The following is an 18,708-nucleotide window of genomic DNA, read 5'->3' on the forward strand; positions in this document are numbered from 1 at the left end:
GTCGACGAGCTCGCGCCAGTAGGGGGCCACCTCGACGGCGGTCGCCGGGCGGCCCCAGTGGGCCTCCAGCTCGGCCTCGGCGATCGACCAGAAGTGCTCCCCGGGCTCCACCGTGACCGTGACGTCGGCCGGGGGCGCCGGCGGCGGAGCGGGCGCGGACACAGGCGGGGACGAAGGCAGGATCAGCTGCCAGCCGATGTGGAGGAGATCGGGGCCGGCAGCGTCGAGGCGGGAGCGGTTGGCCTCCCAGATCTCCACCCAGCGGTGAGGGTCACCGAGTTGCGTCTCGGCGATCTCCCACAGGGAGTCCCCGGGCTGGACCGTGTAGGTGACGGCTGCCGGGCCCGGCGCCGGCGGGGCCAACGGCGTCGCCGCGTGGTGGACCGCCAGCTTGAACGCCAGGTCCGGTGAGGCCGACACCGCCGACGCCGGGGCCGACGCCGGGGCCGGGGCCACGGGAGCCTCCGGGGCGGCGGCTGCCACCGACGCCGCCCAGCCGACGGCCGGCGTCCCCACCAGCACCGGGCCGGAGCTGAGCGAGATCGCCAGCAGTCCGTCGAGCAGCCGGGCCACGCCTGGCACCAGGGCCGCCCGCGACACCCGGCGCAGCGCTCCCGGTGCCCCGGTCGCCGCCGCCGCGACGTAGAGCGCCGTCGACAGCAGCAGCCACCACGCCAGCACCAGCGCCACCGTGCGGATGGTCGCCAGCAGCACGTCCTCCGCCGGTCGGGCCTCGATCCAGCCCCCGAGGTCGCCCCAGTCGACCCGCATCCAGGAGTAGCGGCCCAACTGGTGCAGCACGACGACGACCGCCACCTCGGCGGCCAGCAGACCGACGGCCCGCACCGGATGGGGACGCACGGTCAGCTCTGCCCGTCGTCGTCGAGCACGCCGCGGACCTCGATGACCTCGTAGTCGACCGACGAAGCGTCGTCGGTGGCCAGGCCGTCGACCGTGTACGAGATCCCGTAGCCGGACACCGTGTACGACCCCGTCCACGAGCGCTCGACCGAGACCTCGACGCTGCCCCGGCGCTCGAAGACGTGCTCGACGGCGGGTTCGGCCTCGCTGCCCGCGCTGGTGGTCGTGTAGGTCGCGTCGCCCACCCGCCAGACCCACCGGTCGACGCGGGCGGTGCCCTCGACGTGCCAGCCCTCGAGGTCGGCGGAGGTCACGACCACGCCCGGGTCGTCGAGCCAGAACCACGACGCCAGGCCCGTCAACCCCCGCCCCGACGGGTTCACCCTTATCACCGCCGGCTCGATCGGCGTGACCTCGAGGATCTCCTCGTTGGTCGGCAGCGCCGGCGGCGGCGCAGCGGGGGCAGCGGGCTCCTGGTTGGTGGGCACGCAGACCATGCCCGGCCGGGTCTCCAGCACCTCCCCCGTGGCCCGATCGATCAACTCGTAGACGTGGGGGATGCCACCCCCACCGTCGGCCGTCTGGCAGATCCCCTGCTCGTTCCTCAGGATCGACTTGAGCCGCCAGAACGTGGGCGACTGCTCCTGCGGCCCCGACGGCCCGGGCGGCTCCTCGGGCTCGGCCGGCGGCGCCCCGGGGTCGGTCACCTCGATGCCGCAGTGCTGCCCGCGCTTGTGGAGGCCGCAGCTCGCATCGTCGGGCTCGACCTGCGCCGCGACCGGCGTCGACGCCAGGACGCCCAGCGCCAGCCCGGCGACCATGGCCACCCCGGCTCGCGTTCGTCGCACGGTCACCCCTCCCCCGCAAGGCACTCCAGCGGCGGCTCGTCGGCGATCCGGTAGGACCCGTCCTCCGACGCCTCCAGGCCGAACGTCGACCAGCAGCGCCGGGTATCGATGTCGCTCCGGTACTCGTCCAACACCTCGCCGTCCGGTCCGACGTGACGGCCGTCGCCCGGCGCCTGCTCCACCCGCAGCCGGACCGAACCGTCCTCCTCGGGGCCGGCCTCGACCGTGACCTCCAACGGTCGCTCGTTGCGACCGTCGAGACGGGAGCCGTCGTCGACGAGGGACTGCACAGTCCGCCGCATCGAGTCGTAGGCCTCGGTGTCGGGGACGTAGTACTGCTCGACAGCGTCAGGGTCGGGGTCGTGCAGGAGCGCGTAGCGAGCCTCGAACACGTCGACGACGACCTCGGTCCACTCGTCGGGGCCGTCGATCGGTTGCCAGCCGGCCGGGCAGCCGGCCGAGAACTGCTCGGTGATCAGGTACGTCCCGTCGTCGAGCTGCTCCAGGCCCAGGATCTCGCACTGCGGCGTCGTCGGAAGGTCGATGTTCGCCACGTCCTGCCCGTTCTCGTCGACGATGCGCTGGTCGGGGCGCAGCTGCACCGTCATGCGCGGCGCCGACTCGGAGCCGTCCTCGTCGATCACCCGCAGCACCTCCGAAGGCGTTCCCTCCACACGCCAGCCCGAGGCCACATAAGCCCCCACGGACTCCGTCCGCTGTGCGTAGCACTCGCAGTCGGGGCTGTAGAGGTCGTCCACGCGGGCCGGGTCGGGCTCGTTGACGAGGGCGAACTGGCGCTCATAGATGTCGCGGGCGACCGCGGTCAACCGGTCCTCGGTCGTGGGTGTCGGTTCTGGGGTCGCAGAGCCCTCGGTGTCGTCGTCGTCATCGCCGCTGCAGGCAGAGGCCACGACGGCCAGCGACAGCACCAGACAGAGCAATCGCCTCGGCATCGGCGGTGTCCTCCTCGTCGTCATCCCGACGGCCTCGGGTCGGCGGTGGCGGTGACCGACATCGTGATGTCGCCGTCGTCCATCACGACCTGCGGCAACGTCAGACCGACGCTGCCCTCGACCACGACCGTCACCGTCTCGGTCGTCGCCGTCACCTCGTAGCTGTCGATGTCACCGGTATCGAGCTGGGTGGCAAGGCTGTCGTAGGCGAGCTGCTCGGCACGGTCCGGGTCGAGCTGGATCACCGAGCCGCCCGACGACCGGTACGCCCCCTCGTCGATGCCCGACGCCCCCGCCGCCGCGGCCGCATCGGCGCTCGCCGCCAGGCTGCGCCAACCGGAGATGGCGCGCCAGAAGTCGAGCGTGACGCCGCCCAGCGCCAACACCCCGACGCACAGCGCCAAGGACCACAACGTGATGCTGCCCCGGTCGTCCCGCCGCATCACAGGCTCCGGTACCGGTCGACGGGCTCGGAGTGCGTCACGGTGTACGACATCGCGCCGACCTCCACGTCCATGGGCAGGCTCACGGCGCCCACGGTCATCGTCACCTCGGCGGTGACGGTGCCACCCCGGGTCAGCGAGCCGGTCAGCTCCAGCACCAGCGCATCGGCGTCGAGGCCGTAGCTCGACTCGATCTCGCCCACGATCTCCTGCGCCCGCTCCACCCCGGCGTCCCAGCTGTCGGCGGTGACGACGGCCCGCGCCGCCTCGTCGGCCGCCGCCCGGGCCGCCGAGTGGCGCTCCGCCCACGACGCCAGCGTGAACACCACCATCGCCACGGCGACGAGCCACAGGAACCCGAACGGCAGCTCGGCGGCCCCGGTCGATCCTCGATCGTCGTAATTGCGACAGAAGAGGCCGGAAACGGGCCGGTTCTGTCGCAGTTTCCGGAGCCGACTCACGGCGCCTGCTCCTTACGGGCCGTCGACGTGACCGACACCGTCCAGTCCGGCACCGTCTCGAGCCAGCCCTCGAAGGTGCCGGTGACCGTGGCCTCCACGACCTCGCCGTCGTCGACGCAGTCGACCGTCGCCCCGTCGCCCAGCGACCCGCCCAGCACCCCGTCGAGCGTCTCCTGCGCCCGCAGCTCGCACACCGCCTCCGACGCCGACGCCCGCGACCCGGCCCGCGAAGCCTGCTCGGCCGCGGCGCGCAACGCCCCCTCGCCGTACTGGTACACGACGAGGTTGGCCAGCGTCGTGAACGCCAGCATCAGCAGCCCGACGCCCAGCACGACGGCGGCCGTCGTGGCCCCTCGGTCGTCACGAGCCCGGCGCAGCACGTCATCCCTCAGTCGAAGTTGAGGGCAGTGCGGATCTCGTCGACGACGCCGTTGAGGATGTCCTGGAGCACTCCGCTGAGCACCCCGATGATCCCCGCGACGAGGCCCATCCACAGCAGGACCTCGGCCGTCTCGAGCCCGCGGTCGTCTCGGAGCCGCGCCCGTTCTCGCGCCCAGCGCAGCAGGCTCAGGGCTTGGACCGTCATGTAGGTCATCGCATCTCCTTGTCGTGTCAGTCCCCGAGGATGAGGGTCGGCAACGGCGCCACCAGGAACAGCAGCAGCACCGGGCCCATGATCAGGATCATCGGCAGCAGCATCTGGAAGCGGCGCTGGGCGGCCAGGCGCTCGACGTCCTCCCGACGCTGGGTCCGCAGGTCGTTGGCGGTGTGCAGCAGCGCCAACGCCAGGGTGTCGCCCGCCCCCGTGTCGCTGGTGGCCAGCAGGCGGTAGAGGCGGGCCGCGGCGGGCTCCACGGTCTCGGCGGCGAGGCGCTCGAACGCCGGCCGGGTGTGCGTCTTGGCGGCGATCCACTCGAGCGCCTCGCCCAGCTCGGTCGCCACCTCGCCGGTGCCCCGCCGCGCCAGGCCGTCCACCGCCACGAGCGGCGAGCTGCCGGCCTGCAGGTGGATCGCCAGCATCTGGGCGACCGTGTACAGCTCGGCCCGCATCTGCTCACGGCGCCGGGAGATCGCCCGGTCGAACTTGGCCCGCCACCGCGAGGCGCCCCACACGCCGCCGAACGCCCCCGCCAGCAGCACCGTCGCCCCGCTCGGGGCCACCACCAGCGCCGCCACCGCGAAGAACCCGACGCCCTGCACCGTCGCCACCAGCTGCTGGAGGCGGTAGCGGTCGGGGGTCAGATCGCGCCGGCCGGCATGGCGCAGGCGCAGGGCGACCGCGGCGTCGCCCCCGGCGTCGACCAGGGCGGACAGCCGGGCCGCGGCCGCCGAGAGGACGGGCCCGAGCACCCCGTTGCCCCCGGTCGCAGGCCCGGACGACGTCGACGTCCGGAACGACACCGACGGGTCGACCGGCTGCCCCAGCAGCAGCCGCGCCCGCTGCGAGTACGGCTCGATGCGCGGCCCCAACGGCCGCGTCGGCCGCATCAGCAGCACCGACACCGCCGCGATCGCCACCCCCGACAACAACGCCGCCACGAGCTCCCGCATCAGTCGGCCTCCGTGCGGGGTGGGGTCAGGAGGACCCGGGGTTCGGGGCGGGACTGGGCGAGGCGGCGGAAGATCGCCATGCCGCCCAGGCTCATCAGGGCGCCGAGCAGCAGCACCCGGGTGCCGGCGGAGCTGGCGTAGTAGTCGCGCATGTCGCCGGCGCGGGCGGTCAGCAGCACGAGGGTGATCCAGGGCACGAGCATCACGGCGTACGCGTTGAGGCGGTGCTCGGTGCTCGCCGTCAGGACCCGCTCGGCCAGCTGGACGTCGGCGGTGGCGCTGTCGGCCACGTCCTGCAGCACCTTGAGGGCGATGCGCGACCCCTTGTCGTTGGCGATGATCAGCACCTCGAAGACCCGGTCGCTCACGGCGTCGGCCAGCTCGTCGCGCAGGATCCCCAGCGCCTCCGACTCGGGCACCGCCAGCCGGGTCAGCTCCCCGTAGCGGCCGAAGACCCGCCGCAGCGGCACCGGCCCCGAGGTCGAGAGGTCGACCAGGCCCTCGTGCAGCGAGCGGCCGGCGTTCAACGAGCCGATCAGCGACCGGATGGCGTCGGGCCAGGCAGCCCGCTGCTCCTTGTCGCGGCGCTGGCCCCGGGCGCCGTAGTAGCTGCTGGGCAGGACGCCGACGACACCACCCGCCACCAGCGCCAACGGCACCGACGTCGTGGCCGCCCACAGCACCGTGAACGTGGCGAACCCGGCCGCCAACGACACCTGCAGCCCCCGCCGGGCGGGGATGCCCTCGGCCTCGAAGTGACGGAACAGCCGGGGCCGCGACCGGCCACGACCGCCGCCCAGCCGGGGCAGCGACACCTCGACCCCGGTCAACGCCACCACCAGCACGGCGACCGCGGCGCCCGACAACAGGCCGGCGAGCAGCCTCATCGGTCGCCCTCCGGGCCGTCGACCACGCTACGGACCTCGATCACCTCGTAGTCGAGCGACGACGAGGTGGTGGTGGCCAGGCCCGGGACCGTGAACGAGATCCCGTAGCCCGAGACGGTGTACGAGCCCGACCAGGCCACGTCGACCGCCACGCCGACGGTCCCCTCGCGCTCGAAGGTGTGCTCGACCGCCGGGGCGGCCTCGCTGCCCGGGCCGGCGGACGTGTAGGCGGCGTCACCCACCTGCCAGCGCCACTCGTCGGCGCCCAGCGATCCCGACACGGTCCAGCCCCGCAGCATCACGTCGACCTCGACCGGGTCGGTGGCCCCCTCGACCCAGAACCACGACGCCAGGCCGGTGAGTCCCCGGCCCTCCGGGTTCCCCCCGATCTGTGGCTCGGGCACCTCCGCAGCGCCGAGCACCTCGGCGATGGTGGGCAACGCCGGTGTCGCGAACGGCTCGGCCGGGCCCCTGCAGACGACCTCGAAGGCCAGGACCTCGCCTGTGGCCGTGTCGACGAGCTCCACGTTGTAGAACCAGCCCGTCCCCGGGGCACCTCCCGGCGGCGTGCACTCCAGCGCCGAGCACGCCGTCGGGTCCTGTAGGCGAGCTCGTGTGCACGCCGGGTACAGGTCCTCGGAGCGCCACTCCGCGGTCGGCGGTGTCATCGACCTCGGAGGGGCCGCCTCGGGCGCGGACGGTTCCTCCGGGGGTGTCCCCAGCTCCACGCCGCACTCCAGCGACGCCTCCATGTCGCACCCGCAGTTGTCGGTCCGCTCGTTGCACGCGGGAGGAGGGGCCGCCTGCGATTCCGCAGGACGCGGAACGGCAACGACCGCGGCTGCTCCGAGGAATGTCACGAGAAGGAGGGACCTCCAGCTCGGTCGCAGGGTCACGCCGCCTCCTCCGCTCCCGCCGGGCAGGCAGCTGCGCTGGACCGGGAGTGGATGCGGTACGAACCGTCCCCGCCGTCGGGTCGCAACAGCCAGATCTCGCAAGGCTGATCGACAGCTGCCCCTCGCTCCTGGATCACGTCGCCTGTGGCGTCATCGACCACTCGGTCGCCGTGGTCCTTCACAAGGACCGTCAAGCCGACGAAGCCTCCGGCAGGTTGTGGGTCCTGGTACTCGACGGCCACGACGGTCGTCGGCTCGTCGTCTTCGAGGTGCACTCCGGCGTCGGCCAGCTCGGTGATGTTGTGCACCTGCGTCTCGTAGTAGTCGGTGTACTCGGCGACGACGTCGCGGACACGCTCGGGGTCCGGCTCGTTGTAGAGCGCGTCGATGCGCCGTGAGACGTCCTGCACGACCTCGACCCACTCCGCCGGGCCTTCGGCGGCGCGGGTGGTCGTGGTGGTCGTGGTGGTCGTGTCGGGCTCGGTGGTGGTCGTGGGGGTGGCGTCGTCGGCATCGTCGGCATCGTCGCCGCAGGCGACCACGAGCGGCAGGAGCAGCACAGGCAGCAACGACAGCACGACGACCGGGCAGCGGGAGCGGCTCACTGGCGGATCACCTCCTGGCCGTCGAGCACTGCCTGGGTGCTGGTGCCGTAGCGGCGCAGCAGCTGGTCCATGCGGGACTGGAGCTGCGGGGGCAGGGGGTTGCGGGTCCACAGCAGGGGCGCCCCCACCTCGGTCCGCTCGAAGATCGGGATCACCGTGAAGTGCTGCTCGTTGCCCTGCAGCGGCGACACCGCGGCGATCTCCATCACCTGGCGCCGGATCGGCCGCTCGGTGCCGGAGCCGTGCAGCTCGACGTCCTCGCTGTCGAGGTGGATCACCACGTCGATCGTGCGGCTGAAGATCGACCGCACCGCCTCCGCCGGCATGCCGTGGTCACCCAGCAGGGCGGCGTTCACCAGCGAGTCGAGGGCGTCGGCGGCGGCGTGGGCGTGCAGGGTGCACAGCACGGCGGTGCCGGCGTTGGCGGCCCGGGTCAGCTCGGCCGCCTCGCCGCCCCGCACCTCGCCCACCACGATCCGCTCCGGGCTCGACCGCAGCGTCAAGGCGATCAGGTCGCGCAGCGTGATCTCCGCCTCACCGTCGCCCAGGCCCGACCGCGGCCGGGTCTTCCGGTACGAGATGTGCATCAGCGGGGCGTGCAGCTCGCGGGTGTCCTCGCAGCACGCCACCTTGTGGGTGCCGGGAACCACCCGCAGCAGGGCGTTCAGGAAGGTGGTCTTGCCCGACTGCGGCCGCCCCGACACCAGCACCCCCGTCTTCGGGTGCCGCATCAGCGCCCAGCAGAAGTTGGCCGCCGGCTGGGTGAGCGTGTCCCAGGCGACCAGGTCGTGCAGCGACTCCCAGCGGATGCGGTAGAAGCGCAGGTTCGCCTCGAGCTCGTCGCTCACCGGCGGGATCGACGCCGTGAGCCGCACCTGCCGGTCGAGCACCTGGGTGCTGACGATGGGGTGCGCCTCCGTGAGTGCCCGACCGGTCGGCTGGAGCAGCCGGTCGACGACTGCCCGCAGCTCCTCGGCGGTGGTCGGCTCGTCACTGGCGTGCCAGCGGCCCCGGTCGTCCTTCCAGGAGATCTCGGCGCCCCGCACCTCCACCTCGACGACCGGCGCCTCGTCGGTGAGGAACTGCTCCAGCGGCCCGTACCCGAGCACCGAGCGGGCCAGGCGGGCGGTCATGTCGTCCGGGTCGCGCAGGGGGAACCCGCCCAGGCCGGCGAGCGCCGCCTGCTGGTAGTCGTGGACGACGGCGCCGATGAGCGCCCGCACCCGGTCGGGCTCGCGGTCGCCGTCGAGGTTCGCCTCGCGCAACCGCTCCTGCACCCGGCGACGCAGCTGGTCGTAGCTCGTGGCGGTGGCCGCGGCCTCGGGGAGGCTCATGCCCGGCCTCCCGGCAGGGCCCGGCGACGGGAGCGGGAACGGCGGCCGGTGGGCGACGCGAGACCGGGCACGAGGCTCGCGGCCAGCCGGTCGACCGCGGCGGTGAACGCTCCGGGGCGGACGACGGCGGCGTCCCACACCGCCTGGGTCACCTTGGCGTCCGACGGCAGGAAGTCGATCGCCACCAGGCCCGGGTGCGGCAGGTTGGCGGCGACCTGGTTGTGCAGCTGGTCGCGGGCGTAGCGGTCGGCCGGCGACCGGTTCACGACGACGGTCAGCGGGCGGCCCGACGACAGCTCCACCCCGGACGTCGCCCAGTCGAGCAGCCGCAGCACCCCCAGCGGTGTCGGGTTGGACACCGCCACCACGTGGTCGGCCTGCCGCAACGCCGTGCGGGTGGCGCTGTTGCGGGTGCCACCGGGCGGCACCTGGTCGGCGGCGCAGCTGGGGCCGGTGTCGACCACCACGTACGACCACGTCTCGGCGGCCGACCGCAGCAGGGCCCGCACGTCGCGCAGCTGGGCCCACTCGTTGGGGTTGGCGAGCCCGCAGACGACGTCGAAGCCCACCTCGCCGGGAGCGAACGCGGCCCGCTGGCCGACGATCCCGCCCAGCGGCGTCCGGGCCTGCACCGCCACCAGGGCGTCGAGCACGTTGGGGGCGACGTGGAAGCCGAGGCGGCGCGCCACCGTGGGGCTGTGCTCGTCGAGGTCGACCAGCAGCGTCGGCCCGGCCCGGGCGGCGAGCGCGGCGGCGAGGGCGACGGCCGTCTCGGTGCGGCCCGGCGCGTCGCTGCCCCCGGCCACGGCGACGAGCGCGACACGACCCCCGGGCGGCGCCGGCGGTGGGTGGGGCGGCCCGCCGTTGGAGCGGACCTGCGGGGCGGCCGCCGCGGCTCTCGCGGCCGCGGCCGCCTCGGCGCGGGCCCCCGCCCGGGCGGGGCTGAGCGTGGCCACCGCGGCCAGCAGCCGCTCGGGCGGCGAGGCGACGTCGAGCGCGGTGTCGACGCCGAGCACGTCGACCGCCGCCCGGCCCCGGCCGGTGCGACCCCGCGGGTCGTACACGCCGACCACCCGCACGCCCTGGTCGCGCAGGGCGAGCGCCTGCGTGGGCGTGAGGAACTCCATGGTGTCGTCGACGACCACCACGTCGACCCCGGCGGTGAACGCCTCGGTGGAGTCGTGCAGCACCACGAGCCGCACGCCGGCGACGTGGTCGCGGACGTGCGCGTGGAGGTCACGGCGCCACTGCTGCGGCGTGGCGACCAGCCCGACCACCAGCTCCGCCACGTCAGTCCCCGGTCGTCTCTTCGTCGGCGGCGCCGGCATCGGCGTCAGCGTCGGCGGGGGGCGGCGGAGCGTCGTCTTCGGGACCGAGCGGCGCCGGGGGCGCTCCCGTGGCCCGCACGACGTCGAGCTTGCCGCTGTCGAGCGCCGCCGCCAGGCGCAGCGTCTCGGCGGCGTCGACGGCCAGCACCAGGTGGTACTCCCCCGCCGGCCGGCCGTTCGACCCGGACGTCTCGTCGCCGATGGCGAGCACCTCGGCGTCGGTGACGGCGAAGACCGGCCGGTCGGCCATGTAGATGACGTCGACGCGGTCGCCGACGCCCAGCGTCCCGCCCGCGGCGTGCTCCCGGGGCACGGGCACGCTCATGGAGCGCTGGCCGTCGTCGGGCACGTCGTCGACCACGGCGCCCTCCACCAGCGGCTCCTCGGCGGCGATCTGGCGCCGGGCGTAGAGGCCGCCGCCGGCGAGCGCGTCCTGCGCCACCATCCCCGACGCCAGCGGCGAGTCGGCCGGCACCTCCACGAAGCGGACCATGCCCTCGGTGATCTCGGTGGCCGGCCCGATGGCCTCCCGGGCCACCGGCACCTGCACCACCTCGCTGCGGTCGCGCAGCACGGCGATGTTCACCAGGAAGGCGAGCAGGCCGAGGGTCAGCGCCACCCAGTGCCCCCGGGCCAGGCGGCGACCGCGCTCGGTCGGTGGCGCGCCGTTGCCGCTGGTCTGCCCCGGGAGGCCGAGGGTCGTCGGTCCGGTGATGCTCACGCTCGTCCTTCCAGATCTAGGTGGGTTGCGCCAGCAGCACGACGAGCGCGCCGACGCCGAGGGCGGGGCCGAAGGGCAGGGTCCGGGGTGACGCGGTCGGGCGGCGACGGAGGGCGACGACCAGGTGGGTGGCCAACCCGATGCCCACCGACAGCAGCAGTGCGGCCCACACGGCCGACAGCGCAGGGGCGGCGAATCCCGCGTCGACGTCGCTCGTGCGAGCCGCGGCCGAGGCCCAGCCGACGACGGCGCCGACCAGCCAGGCCAGCCGCACGTCGCCGCCGCCGAGCCCGGACGGCGCCACGAGGTGCACGAGGGTGAGGCCGCCGCCGTAGGCAGCCGCGCCCACCATCGCCGCGGCCAGGGCGCCCCACGTGCCCGACCACGCCGACGCGACGACGGCCGCCGCCAGCGCCGCAGCGCCGGCCCGCACCACGAAACCGGTGGGCACCCGTCGGCAGGCGGCGTCGACCGCGGCGGCGACCACGATCCCGGCCGCCGCGACCAGCACCGGTCCCAGCCTCCACGACCAGCCGAGCCGCCACGCGGTCAGCCCGAACACCACCCCGGTGGCCAGGCTCACCGCCAGCGCGCCCGGCGGCGAGGCCGACTCGGCCCGGCTCCAGCGGCGCGCCGCCGGTGTCGTCATGAGCGGTCCCACGACGGCTGCCCCGAGAATCCCCAGCGTCACTGCGAGCATCTCAGCTCCGAATGACGTACGGAACGCGCACCAGCACACGGCCTGGACCCATCGACCACCTCCTCGTAGGACCCGTACGGAGACTATCCGCTCCACCACATGTGGCCGGATCGCTACCTGGTAATGCCATCGTCACCCGGAGAGTCGGCAGGAGAGCTCGCCGCAACCTGTCGATTCCGGCCGAAGTCGTTTGTCGTCCTCACGGAAGCACCCCCGAGGAGGAGGAACGACATGACCGGAACCAGGCGCGTGATCGTCACCGAGTTCGTCACGCTCGACGGCTACATGGTCGGGCCGGACGAGGACATGAACTGGGTCGCCGTAGGCTTCGACCCCCAGATGCAGGAGGACATCGCCGAGGACGTCGGGTCGTACGACATGTTCGCCTTCGGGCGCGTGACCTACGAGATCTTCGCCGCCTACTGGCCGTTCGCGGAGCCCTACGAGGCCGGCGACGAGCTGAAGCCCGCCGAGGGCAGGGAGGACCCCCGCATCATCCGGGCCCTCGACGACCGGCCCCGGGTGGTGTTCTCCACCACGCTGACCGACCCGAAGTGGGCCGGCACCCGGGTGGTCACCGAGGGCGTCGAGGACGAGATCCGGCGGCTCAAGGCCGAGCCGGGGACGGCGATCAGCGTCCAGGGCAGCGCCAGCATCGTGCAGGCCCTGGCCCGGGCCGACCTGGTCGACGAGTACCGCCTGTACGTCCACCCGGTGCTGCTGGGCGACGGCAAGCCGCTGTGGGTCGCCGGGCACGACCGCCAGGACCTGACGCTGACCGGGCTCACCCGGTACGACAACGGCGTCCTGCTCACCACCTACCAGCGCACGAACGGAGCCGACCGATGAGCACGCCCAGCGACGCCATGACCCAGTACGTGGTGCTGATCTTCCAGCGGGAGCTGCCGGGCGGGGTCGCCGACATCCCGCCGGAGATCATGCAGGCCAACGAGGAGCTCGACGGCAAGATCGCCGAGCAGGGCGGCCGGGTGGTCGCCGGGCTGGCGCTCGAGCCGTCGACCACGGCCACCGTCATCCGGGGCGACGTGATCACCGACGGGCCGTTCATCGAGACCAAGGAGGCGCTCGCCGGCCTCTACGTGCTCGCGGCCCGCGACCTCGACCACGCGATCTCCCTGGCCCGGATGACCCCGACCGTGGAGGGCTGCGTCGAGGTGCGGCCGCTGCTCGACTTCGTGGTGCTGGAGGCGGGCTGAGCCCGGTCGCCGTCGAGGCGGCGGTCGCCGAGGCGCACCGGGGCGAGTGGGCCTACGTGCTCGCCGCCACGGTGCGCGTCACCCGCGACCTCGACACCGCCGAGGAAGCGGTGCAGGAGGCCTACGTGCAGGCGCTGCGGACCTGGGGTCGTGACGGCGTGCCCACCCGACCCGGCGCCTGGCTGACGACGGTGGCCCGGCGCACCGCCCTCAACCGGCTGCGCCGCCGGCAGACGCTGGAGGCGAAGCTGCCGCTGCTGGTGGAGCCGGAGGACGAGGGCGGCGTCGGGACGGGGGCCGGCGAGGGTGCCGAGACCATCCCCGACGACCGGCTGCGGCTGATCTTCACCTGCTGCCACCCGGCACTGGCCCCGGAGGCGCAGGTCGCCCTGACGCTGCGGCTGGTGTGCGGTGTGGCGACGCCGGACATCGCCCGGGCGTTCCTGGTCGCCGACGCCACCATGGCGGCCCGCCTGACCCGGGCCAAGAAGAAGATCGCCACGGCCCGCATCCCCTACGCCGTGCCGTCGACCGCCGAGCTGCCGGCCCGGGTCGACGCCGTGCTGACCGTCGTCCACCTGCTGTACGCCACCGGGCACACGGCGCCGTCGGGCGACGACCTGGTGCGCGACGACCTCTGCGAGCGGGCGCTGGGGCTGGCGTCGCTGCTGCGGCAGCTGCTCCCGCTGGACCGGGAGGCGGCCGGGTTGCACGCCCTGCTGCTGGTCCACCAGGCCCGCCGGGCGACCCGCACCGACGCCCATGGGCGCCTGCTGCGACTGGAGGAGCAGGACCGCTCGGCCTGGGACCGGTCGCTGATCGCCGAGGCCGACCGGCTGGTGGTGGCGGCGCTCCGGGCCGGGCCGCCCGGGCGGTTCACGCTGCAGGCCGCCATCGCGTCGCTGCACGCCCAGGCCCCGAGCTACGAGGCGACGGACTGGCCCCAGATCCTCACCCTCTACGACGAGCTGCTGCGGGTGTGGCCCTCGCCGGTGGTGGCCCTCAACCGGGCGGTCGTGGTGGCGCTGGTCGACGGCCCGGAGGCGGCGTTGGCCGAGGTCGAGGCCCTGGAGCGCGACGGCCGCCTCGCCGCCTACCGCTACCTCCCGGCCACGAAGGCCGACCTCCTCCACCGCCTCGGCCGCCCCGCCGAGGCCGCCGCCGCCTACCGGGCCGCCCTCGCCCTCACCGACAACACCACCGAGCAGGACTTCCTCACCGCCCGCCTGGAGGCCACCCGCCCGCCGTCGTGAGTCGCCGGGGTTGCCGAACGGCGGGGGTGGGCCCGCATCGGGTCGGTATGGACATCGTGCAGCGTGGGCCGGTGGCGGCGGTGGACGACGGGATCGACGAGGTCGACGAGGTCGAGCCGACGCCGTACGTGTTGCGGCCGGTGCGGCCCTGGGCGCTGTGGGCGACCCGGGCGGCCGTGTGGGGAGCGATCGGGGTGGGGTGCGTCGGCGCCGTGGTGGGGCTGGTCCGGCCCGCGCCGACTCCCGACCGTGAGGTCGCGACGGGCGACGGGGGCGACGAGGTGGTGCCGGCCACCGTCACCAACTACGCCGAGCTGGCGGTCGAGACCTGGCTGACCGCCACCGAGGCGGACTCGGACCGGCTCGACGAGCTGTTCGTGGAGCCGCTCGACCTCGCCGGCCTCGGGGTCGAGGGCCGGGTGGTCGACCGGGTCACCGCGGTGGGCGGGAGCCTCCTGCAGGAGGGCTACTGGAAGGTGACCGTGGCGGCCGACGTCACCGACCCGCTGCCGGAGAGCACCGAGGGCGACGAGGCCGACGCGGCCGACGCGGCCGACGCGGCCGACGACGGCGAGGCCCCGGAGCCGGAGCGGGCACGGTGGTACGTCGAGATCGGGATCGTCGGCGACGCCGGGGGCGGGCTGCTGGCCGTGGACGCGCCGGCGCTGATGCCGGCCCGGTCGGTCGACACGAGCGACCTGCGCCTGGTCGGCCCCGAGCTGGAGGCAGTGGTGGAGGACGACCCGGTGGCGGCGACGCTGCAGGGCTTCTTCGCCGCGTTCCTCACCGGCAACGGCGACCTCTCCCGCTACCTGGCCGACGGCGTGCGGGGAGCGCCGGTGTCGCCGGCTCCGTTCGCGGCCGCCACCGTCGAGCGGATGGCGGTCGAGAGCCTCGACGACGAGGACCGGCTGCTGGTGCGGGCCGAGGTCAGGGCGACGACGCCGGGTGGCGCCGAGCAGCTCCTCGGCTACGAGCTCGAGGCCCGGCTGTCGAGCAGCGGGCGCTGGGAGATCAGCCACGCCGCCGGCGCCCCCACCCTCGTCCGGGACCCCGACGCCGGGGAGCCCGACACGACCGTGTCGTCGGCGCCGGGAGGCGACGGCACCGGCGACACGTCTCCACCGTCAACCCCGACCACCCCGTCGACACCCACCACGACCCCCGCGACCGCTGACGAACCCGGCTTGTGAGGGTCAATCGGGGAGGTCCTCGGCGGCGGTGGCGGCGTCGTCGCAGAGGTCGGGGTTGACGTTGCCGGGGGCGAGGGCGCGGGAGAAGCCGTCGATGGGGACCATGGCGACCAGGCGCCACTCGCCGTCGACCCGCACCGCCGCCCCGTTGCCCTGGAACACCCGGGCCCGCTGGTCGACCACCGCCCCGGCGGCGTCGACGATCTCGACGTCCTCGACCGAGCACACGTAGAACCCGAGCGACGACTCGTCGATGGTGGTGGTGTCGTAGACGCCCAGCCGGCGGAAGAACCCGCTCGGCGCCGGCTGCATCCGCCCTCCCTGGTCGGCCAGCGCCCGCAGCTGGGCCTCCAGCTCGTCGGGCACGGGGCTCTCGGCGCTGTAGAGCTCGCGCAGCCGGGCGAGGCGGTCGTCGGCCGGGTCGTCCACCGCGGCGGGGTCCTGCAGCAGCTCGTCCACCAGCCGGGCCGACTCCTCCACCTTGTCGACCACGACGGCGGTGGCGTCCTCGATGTCGACCACCGGCGGCTCGGTCGGCGGCGGCGGGCGCTCCGACACCGGGCCCGCCGGGGCCGCCGGCTCGCCCACCAGCGGCTGGTCGACGGCCGGCGCCGCGCCACCCCCGTCGTCCCCGCCACCACCACAGGCGGCCAGCACCGCCAGCGCCACCACGGCCGTCGTCGTCCCACGTGTGCGTGCCATGCCCGGTCGATGTCGGCGGACGTGGCCGAATCGGTCGGGCGACGCCGCATCGACCGGACGTGGAGCTCGTGCGCGACTGGACCGCCTTCGTGGGCGAACTGCGGCAGACCGCCGTGATCGCCATGACCCTGATCGCCCTCGTGACCATCGGCGGGACCTGGTGGCGGACCCGGTCGATCGCCCCGACCGCCGCCGTGATCGTGGTCGCCGCGGTCGCCGTGTGGGCGGTCGGCCACCCCGGCGTCATCCGGCGCCTCGCCCGCGACACCGGCGACGAGGCGCGGGAGACCTGCGAGGCCAGTCCCGCCGCCCGGGGCTGCGGCGACGGCGTCACCGCCGAGGACCTCGACGCCGACCTCGCCGGCTGAGTTGCCGATCACCTCTGCCACCAGCACATCAACCAGACAAAACCCGCACACCAAGGAGCGTCACGTGCTGGACGTCGTCGACAGACTTCTCGTGGACACCATCCACACGGCCCGGCTGGCCGTCCTCCTCGTCGCGATCGTGATGGCGGTCGCCGTGTGGGTGAAGACCCGCTCGTTCGGACCGACGATCGCCGCCGTCTTCTTCGGCGCCTTCGTGTGGTTCGGCGCCACGCAGATCGGCCGCATGGCCGGGCTGATCGACAAGCAGGTCGACACCGCCGAGACCGAGGGCCCCGCGCCCGGCCTCCCCCAGAACGAGGAGCTGGGCGGCTGAGATGACCGCCGACGACGACGTGATCGAGTGCGCCACCTACACGCACGCCCGCCGTCACCCCATCGTCGTCGGCCAGATCGGCGGCTGGGCACTGCCGGTGCAGCTCACGCTCACCCAGATCGCCGTGGTGGCCGTCGTGTACCTGGTGGAGGTCTGGACCTGGGGCCTGTGGTCGCGGTTCACGCCCCGGGGGCTCGACGTGCTGCTCGCCGTGGCGCTCCCGGTGGTGCTCGCCTGGGCATTGCGCCGGGTCCGCATCGAGGGCCGCAGCGTCCCCCGGGCCCTGCTGGCCTGGCTCACGCTGGCGGCCATGCCGCCGCAGGGCTACGTGGTCGGTCGCCGGCACCGGCCCGAGCCGGCGGTCGACCTCCGCTCCGCCCGCACCTACGTCGCCCCCGGTCCCGGTCCCGCCCCCGACCCCCTGTCGTCGGCGCCGTGAAGCCCCCCGCACGAGCCGTCGTCGGCGACCTGGTGTGGTCGGCCGACCAGGGGGTCTGGGCGATCTGGCGCCTCGACCCGATCGCCTACCCGCACACCGCCGCCGCCGACAAGCTCGCCGTCCACGCCCGCATCCGGGGCCTGCTGATGAGCCTGCCGGCCGAGTCGATGCTGCTGTCGGTCTGCGAGCGGGTCGACCCGTGGGACATCGCCCAGGGCATGTCCGAGGGCGTCGACCTGCGCGCCCGCCCGGCCTGGCGGGAGGTGTGCGAGACGACCGCGCTGTGGCTCCACGACGCCCCGCTCCACCGCCGCCGCTACTACGTCGCCGCCCTGCTGCCGTCGCCCAAGCGGCCCTGGCAGCAGGACGTGCGCGATGCCCTCGCCGGGCTCACCGGCAGCTGGGGCCTGCCGCCCCGCCCGGTGCCGGCCCGCGAGGTGGACGTGCGGCGGCGGCAGGCCGACGAGCTGCGGGCCCGCCTGTCGGCCCACCTGCCGCTGCGACCGGTGACCACCGGCGAGGTGTGCTGGCTCTACGCCCGGGCGCTGCAGCGGGAGATCGACGAGAGCCCGCTCGACGCCAGCTGGGAACCGCTCCGGGACCCCGACCGACCGGAGGGCCGCCGGGGTCGGCGCCACCCGGGGGCGTTGGCGCACCTCACCGACGCGATCGTGAAGGAGGGCGGCTACCCGGACGACGACGACCGGCCCCGCCACCGCCGCTACGTGCGGGTCGACAACGCCGGTGGCACCGCGTTCCAGACGGTGCTGGCGCTGGCCGACATGCCCCACCGCTTCACCTTCCCCGGGGGGAACGGCGAGTGGCTCTACCACGCCGACGAGGTGGGCTTCCCGATCGACTGGTGCGTCCGCGTCCGGGCCGTCCCCAACCTGGACGCCCAGTCGAAGGTGCGCCGCAAGCAGCGCGACCTCATCGGCCAGGTCGGCGAGTACGACGGCGAGGTGTCGGGCGCCCCACCAGGGCTCGTGGAGGCGATCGCCGCCATCGACGACGAACGGGCCGCCCTCGCCGCCAACCCGGCCGAGTCGGAGCTGTACGTGACGACCCTCCTGTCGATCGCGGCGCCCACGCTGGCCCAGCTGGAGGAGGAGGCCGCGGCGCTGACGGCGCTGTTCGAGCCGCAGGAGCTCAGCCTGGTGCGCCCGACCGGCGGCCAGCTCGCCCTGCTGCGCTCGATGCTGCCGGGCACCGCGCCCGCCCAGGTGTGCCGTGACTACATCCAGTTCCTGCTGCCCCGCGACCTGGCGGCGGGGAGCCCGTTCTGCGGCGCCGACGTCGGCGACCCCAAGGGCGTGCTGCTCGGCCTGTCGCTCGACGGCGGCACCGCCACCCCCGTGCTGTTCGACCCCGCCTACGGCCCCGAGGTGAACGCCAGCCCGTCGCTGGCGGCTGTGGGGCGGCTGGGGTCCGGCAAGTCGTACCTGCTCAAGCGGCTGTGTTGGGACACGGTCGCCCGGGGTGGCCAGGTGGTGACCATCGACCGTACCGTCCGGGGCGAGTACGTGGCGTTCGGCGAGTCGGTGCCGGGCCGGACCCAGGTCGTGCGGCTGGAGGCGGGCTCCGACATCTGCCTCGACCCGCTGCGGAGCTTCA

General features: G+C 74.3%; 24 protein-coding genes. 8 read left to right on the forward strand and 16 right to left on the reverse strand.

Translation table 11 applies throughout. From position 1 onward, the window contains the following. The 15 genes from VK611_29420 to VK611_29490 all read right to left on the reverse strand — a co-directional run. Positions 1-861, reverse strand: an 861-nt coding sequence (locus VK611_29420) for a LysM domain-containing protein (GenBank protein ID HMG45489.1), incomplete at its 3' end; no start/stop codon positions are given. A gap of 2 nt (positions 862-863) precedes the next feature. Next, positions 864-1,709: a hypothetical protein gene (locus VK611_29425; GenBank protein HMG45490.1), complete on the reverse strand. Its 846-nt coding sequence runs from the start codon at positions 1,707-1,709 to the stop codon at positions 864-866. Between the two features lie 2 nt (positions 1,710-1,711). Continuing rightward, positions 1,712-2,662, reverse strand: coding sequence for a hypothetical protein (locus VK611_29430; protein HMG45491.1), 951 nt, complete (start codon positions 2,660-2,662; stop codon positions 1,712-1,714). 20 nt (positions 2,663-2,682) lie between these two features. After that, positions 2,683-3,105: a pilus assembly protein TadG-related protein gene (locus VK611_29435; GenBank protein HMG45492.1), complete on the reverse strand. Its 423-nt coding sequence runs from the start codon at positions 3,103-3,105 to the stop codon at positions 2,683-2,685. Beyond that, on the reverse strand, positions 3,105-3,566 hold the full coding sequence (locus tag VK611_29440; GenBank protein ID HMG45493.1) for a hypothetical protein: 462 nt from the start codon (positions 3,564-3,566) through the stop codon (positions 3,105-3,107). Before VK611_29440 ends, VK611_29435 begins: the two co-directional genes overlap by 1 nt. After that, complete coding sequence (locus tag VK611_29445; GenBank protein HMG45494.1) at positions 3,563-3,946, reverse strand: hypothetical protein; 384 nt, start codon at positions 3,944-3,946, stop codon at positions 3,563-3,565. Before VK611_29445 ends, VK611_29440 begins: the two co-directional genes overlap by 4 nt. Positions 3,947-3,954: 8 nt before the next feature. Continuing rightward, positions 3,955-4,161: a hypothetical protein gene (locus VK611_29450; protein ID HMG45495.1), complete on the reverse strand. Its 207-nt coding sequence runs from the start codon at positions 4,159-4,161 to the stop codon at positions 3,955-3,957. 17 nt (positions 4,162-4,178) lie between these two features. Continuing rightward, positions 4,179-5,117 carry a type II secretion system F family protein gene (locus VK611_29455; GenBank protein ID HMG45496.1) on the reverse strand — a complete coding sequence of 313 codons (939 nt, stop codon included), beginning with the start codon at positions 5,115-5,117 and terminating at the stop codon, positions 4,179-4,181. After that, positions 5,117-6,004, reverse strand: coding sequence for a type II secretion system F family protein (locus tag VK611_29460; protein HMG45497.1), 888 nt, complete (start codon positions 6,002-6,004; stop codon positions 5,117-5,119). The genes VK611_29455 and VK611_29460 overlap by 1 nt, the downstream gene beginning before the upstream one ends. Then, a complete protein-coding gene (locus tag VK611_29465) occupies positions 6,001-6,756 on the reverse strand; it encodes a hypothetical protein (GenBank protein ID HMG45498.1) in 756 nt (251 codons plus the stop codon). The genes VK611_29460 and VK611_29465 overlap by 4 nt, the downstream gene beginning before the upstream one ends. 140 nt (positions 6,757-6,896) lie before the next feature. Further along, positions 6,897-7,505 carry a hypothetical protein gene (locus VK611_29470; protein ID HMG45499.1) on the reverse strand — a complete coding sequence of 203 codons (609 nt, stop codon included), beginning with the start codon at positions 7,503-7,505 and terminating at the stop codon, positions 6,897-6,899. Continuing rightward, positions 7,502-8,839, reverse strand: coding sequence for an ATPase, T2SS/T4P/T4SS family (locus tag VK611_29475; GenBank protein ID HMG45500.1), 1,338 nt, complete (start codon positions 8,837-8,839; stop codon positions 7,502-7,504). Before VK611_29475 ends, VK611_29470 begins: the two co-directional genes overlap by 4 nt. After that, on the reverse strand, positions 8,836-10,128 hold the full coding sequence (locus VK611_29480; GenBank protein ID HMG45501.1) for a hypothetical protein: 1,293 nt from the start codon (positions 10,126-10,128) through the stop codon (positions 8,836-8,838). Before VK611_29480 ends, VK611_29475 begins: the two co-directional genes overlap by 4 nt. A gap of 1 nt (position 10,129) precedes the next feature. Further along, complete coding sequence (locus VK611_29485; protein HMG45502.1) at positions 10,130-10,888, reverse strand: RcpC/CpaB family pilus assembly protein; 759 nt, start codon at positions 10,886-10,888, stop codon at positions 10,130-10,132. A 16-nt stretch (positions 10,889-10,904) separates the two neighbouring features. Next, positions 10,905-11,579 carry a hypothetical protein gene (locus VK611_29490; GenBank protein HMG45503.1) on the reverse strand — a complete coding sequence of 225 codons (675 nt, stop codon included), beginning with the start codon at positions 11,577-11,579 and terminating at the stop codon, positions 10,905-10,907. Positions 11,580-11,819: 240 nt separating this feature from the next. Between VK611_29490 and VK611_29495 the strand changes: the two genes are divergently transcribed. Genes VK611_29495 through VK611_29510 form a run of 4 tightly spaced genes read left to right on the forward strand, consistent with a single transcriptional unit; the run spans position 11,820 to position 15,251 of the window. Then, entirely contained in the window at positions 11,820-12,437 is a 618-nt protein-coding gene (locus VK611_29495) for a dihydrofolate reductase family protein (protein HMG45504.1), read from the forward strand. Next, positions 12,434-12,805, forward strand: a complete 372-nt coding sequence (locus tag VK611_29500) for a YciI family protein (protein HMG45505.1) — start codon at positions 12,434-12,436, stop codon at positions 12,803-12,805. The genes VK611_29495 and VK611_29500 overlap by 4 nt, the downstream gene beginning before the upstream one ends. Before the next feature lie 56 nt (positions 12,806-12,861). Beyond that, a complete protein-coding gene (locus VK611_29505) occupies positions 12,862-14,058 on the forward strand; it encodes a DUF6596 domain-containing protein (GenBank protein HMG45506.1) in 1,197 nt (398 codons plus the stop codon). Between the two features lie 47 nt (positions 14,059-14,105). Beyond that, a complete protein-coding gene (locus tag VK611_29510; protein ID HMG45507.1) occupies positions 14,106-15,251 on the forward strand; it encodes a hypothetical protein in 1,146 nt (381 codons plus the stop codon). A 3-nt stretch (positions 15,252-15,254) separates the two neighbouring features. Here the strand turns inward: VK611_29510 and VK611_29515 are convergent, their stop codons facing one another. Next, the gene (locus VK611_29515) at positions 15,255-15,953 is read right to left on the reverse strand and encodes a hypothetical protein (protein ID HMG45508.1); all 699 of its coding nucleotides are present in this window, start codon (positions 15,951-15,953) and stop codon (positions 15,255-15,257) included. Positions 15,954-16,012: 59 nt separating this feature from the next. Between VK611_29515 and VK611_29520 the strand changes: the two genes are divergently transcribed. The 4 genes from VK611_29520 to VK611_29535 form a co-directional block, all read left to right on the forward strand. Continuing rightward, on the forward strand, positions 16,013-16,321 hold the full coding sequence (locus VK611_29520) for a hypothetical protein (GenBank protein ID HMG45509.1): 309 nt from the start codon (positions 16,013-16,015) through the stop codon (positions 16,319-16,321). Positions 16,322-16,385: 64 nt separating this feature from the next. Beyond that, the gene (locus VK611_29525) at positions 16,386-16,655 is read left to right on the forward strand and encodes a hypothetical protein (protein HMG45510.1); all 270 of its coding nucleotides are present in this window, start codon (positions 16,386-16,388) and stop codon (positions 16,653-16,655) included. Position 16,656: 1 nt separating this feature from the next. Continuing rightward, on the forward strand, positions 16,657-17,094 hold the full coding sequence (locus VK611_29530; protein HMG45511.1) for a TcpE family conjugal transfer membrane protein: 438 nt from the start codon (positions 16,657-16,659) through the stop codon (positions 17,092-17,094). Further along, on the forward strand, positions 17,091-18,708 hold a 1,618-nt coding region (locus tag VK611_29535), incomplete at its 3' end, for an ATP-binding protein (protein HMG45512.1). The genes VK611_29530 and VK611_29535, both read left to right, overlap by 4 nt.

The sequence above is a fragment of the Acidimicrobiales bacterium genome, assembly GCA_035316325.1.
Lineage (GTDB): Bacteria > Actinomycetota > Acidimicrobiia > Acidimicrobiales > VFJN01 > DASXTK01.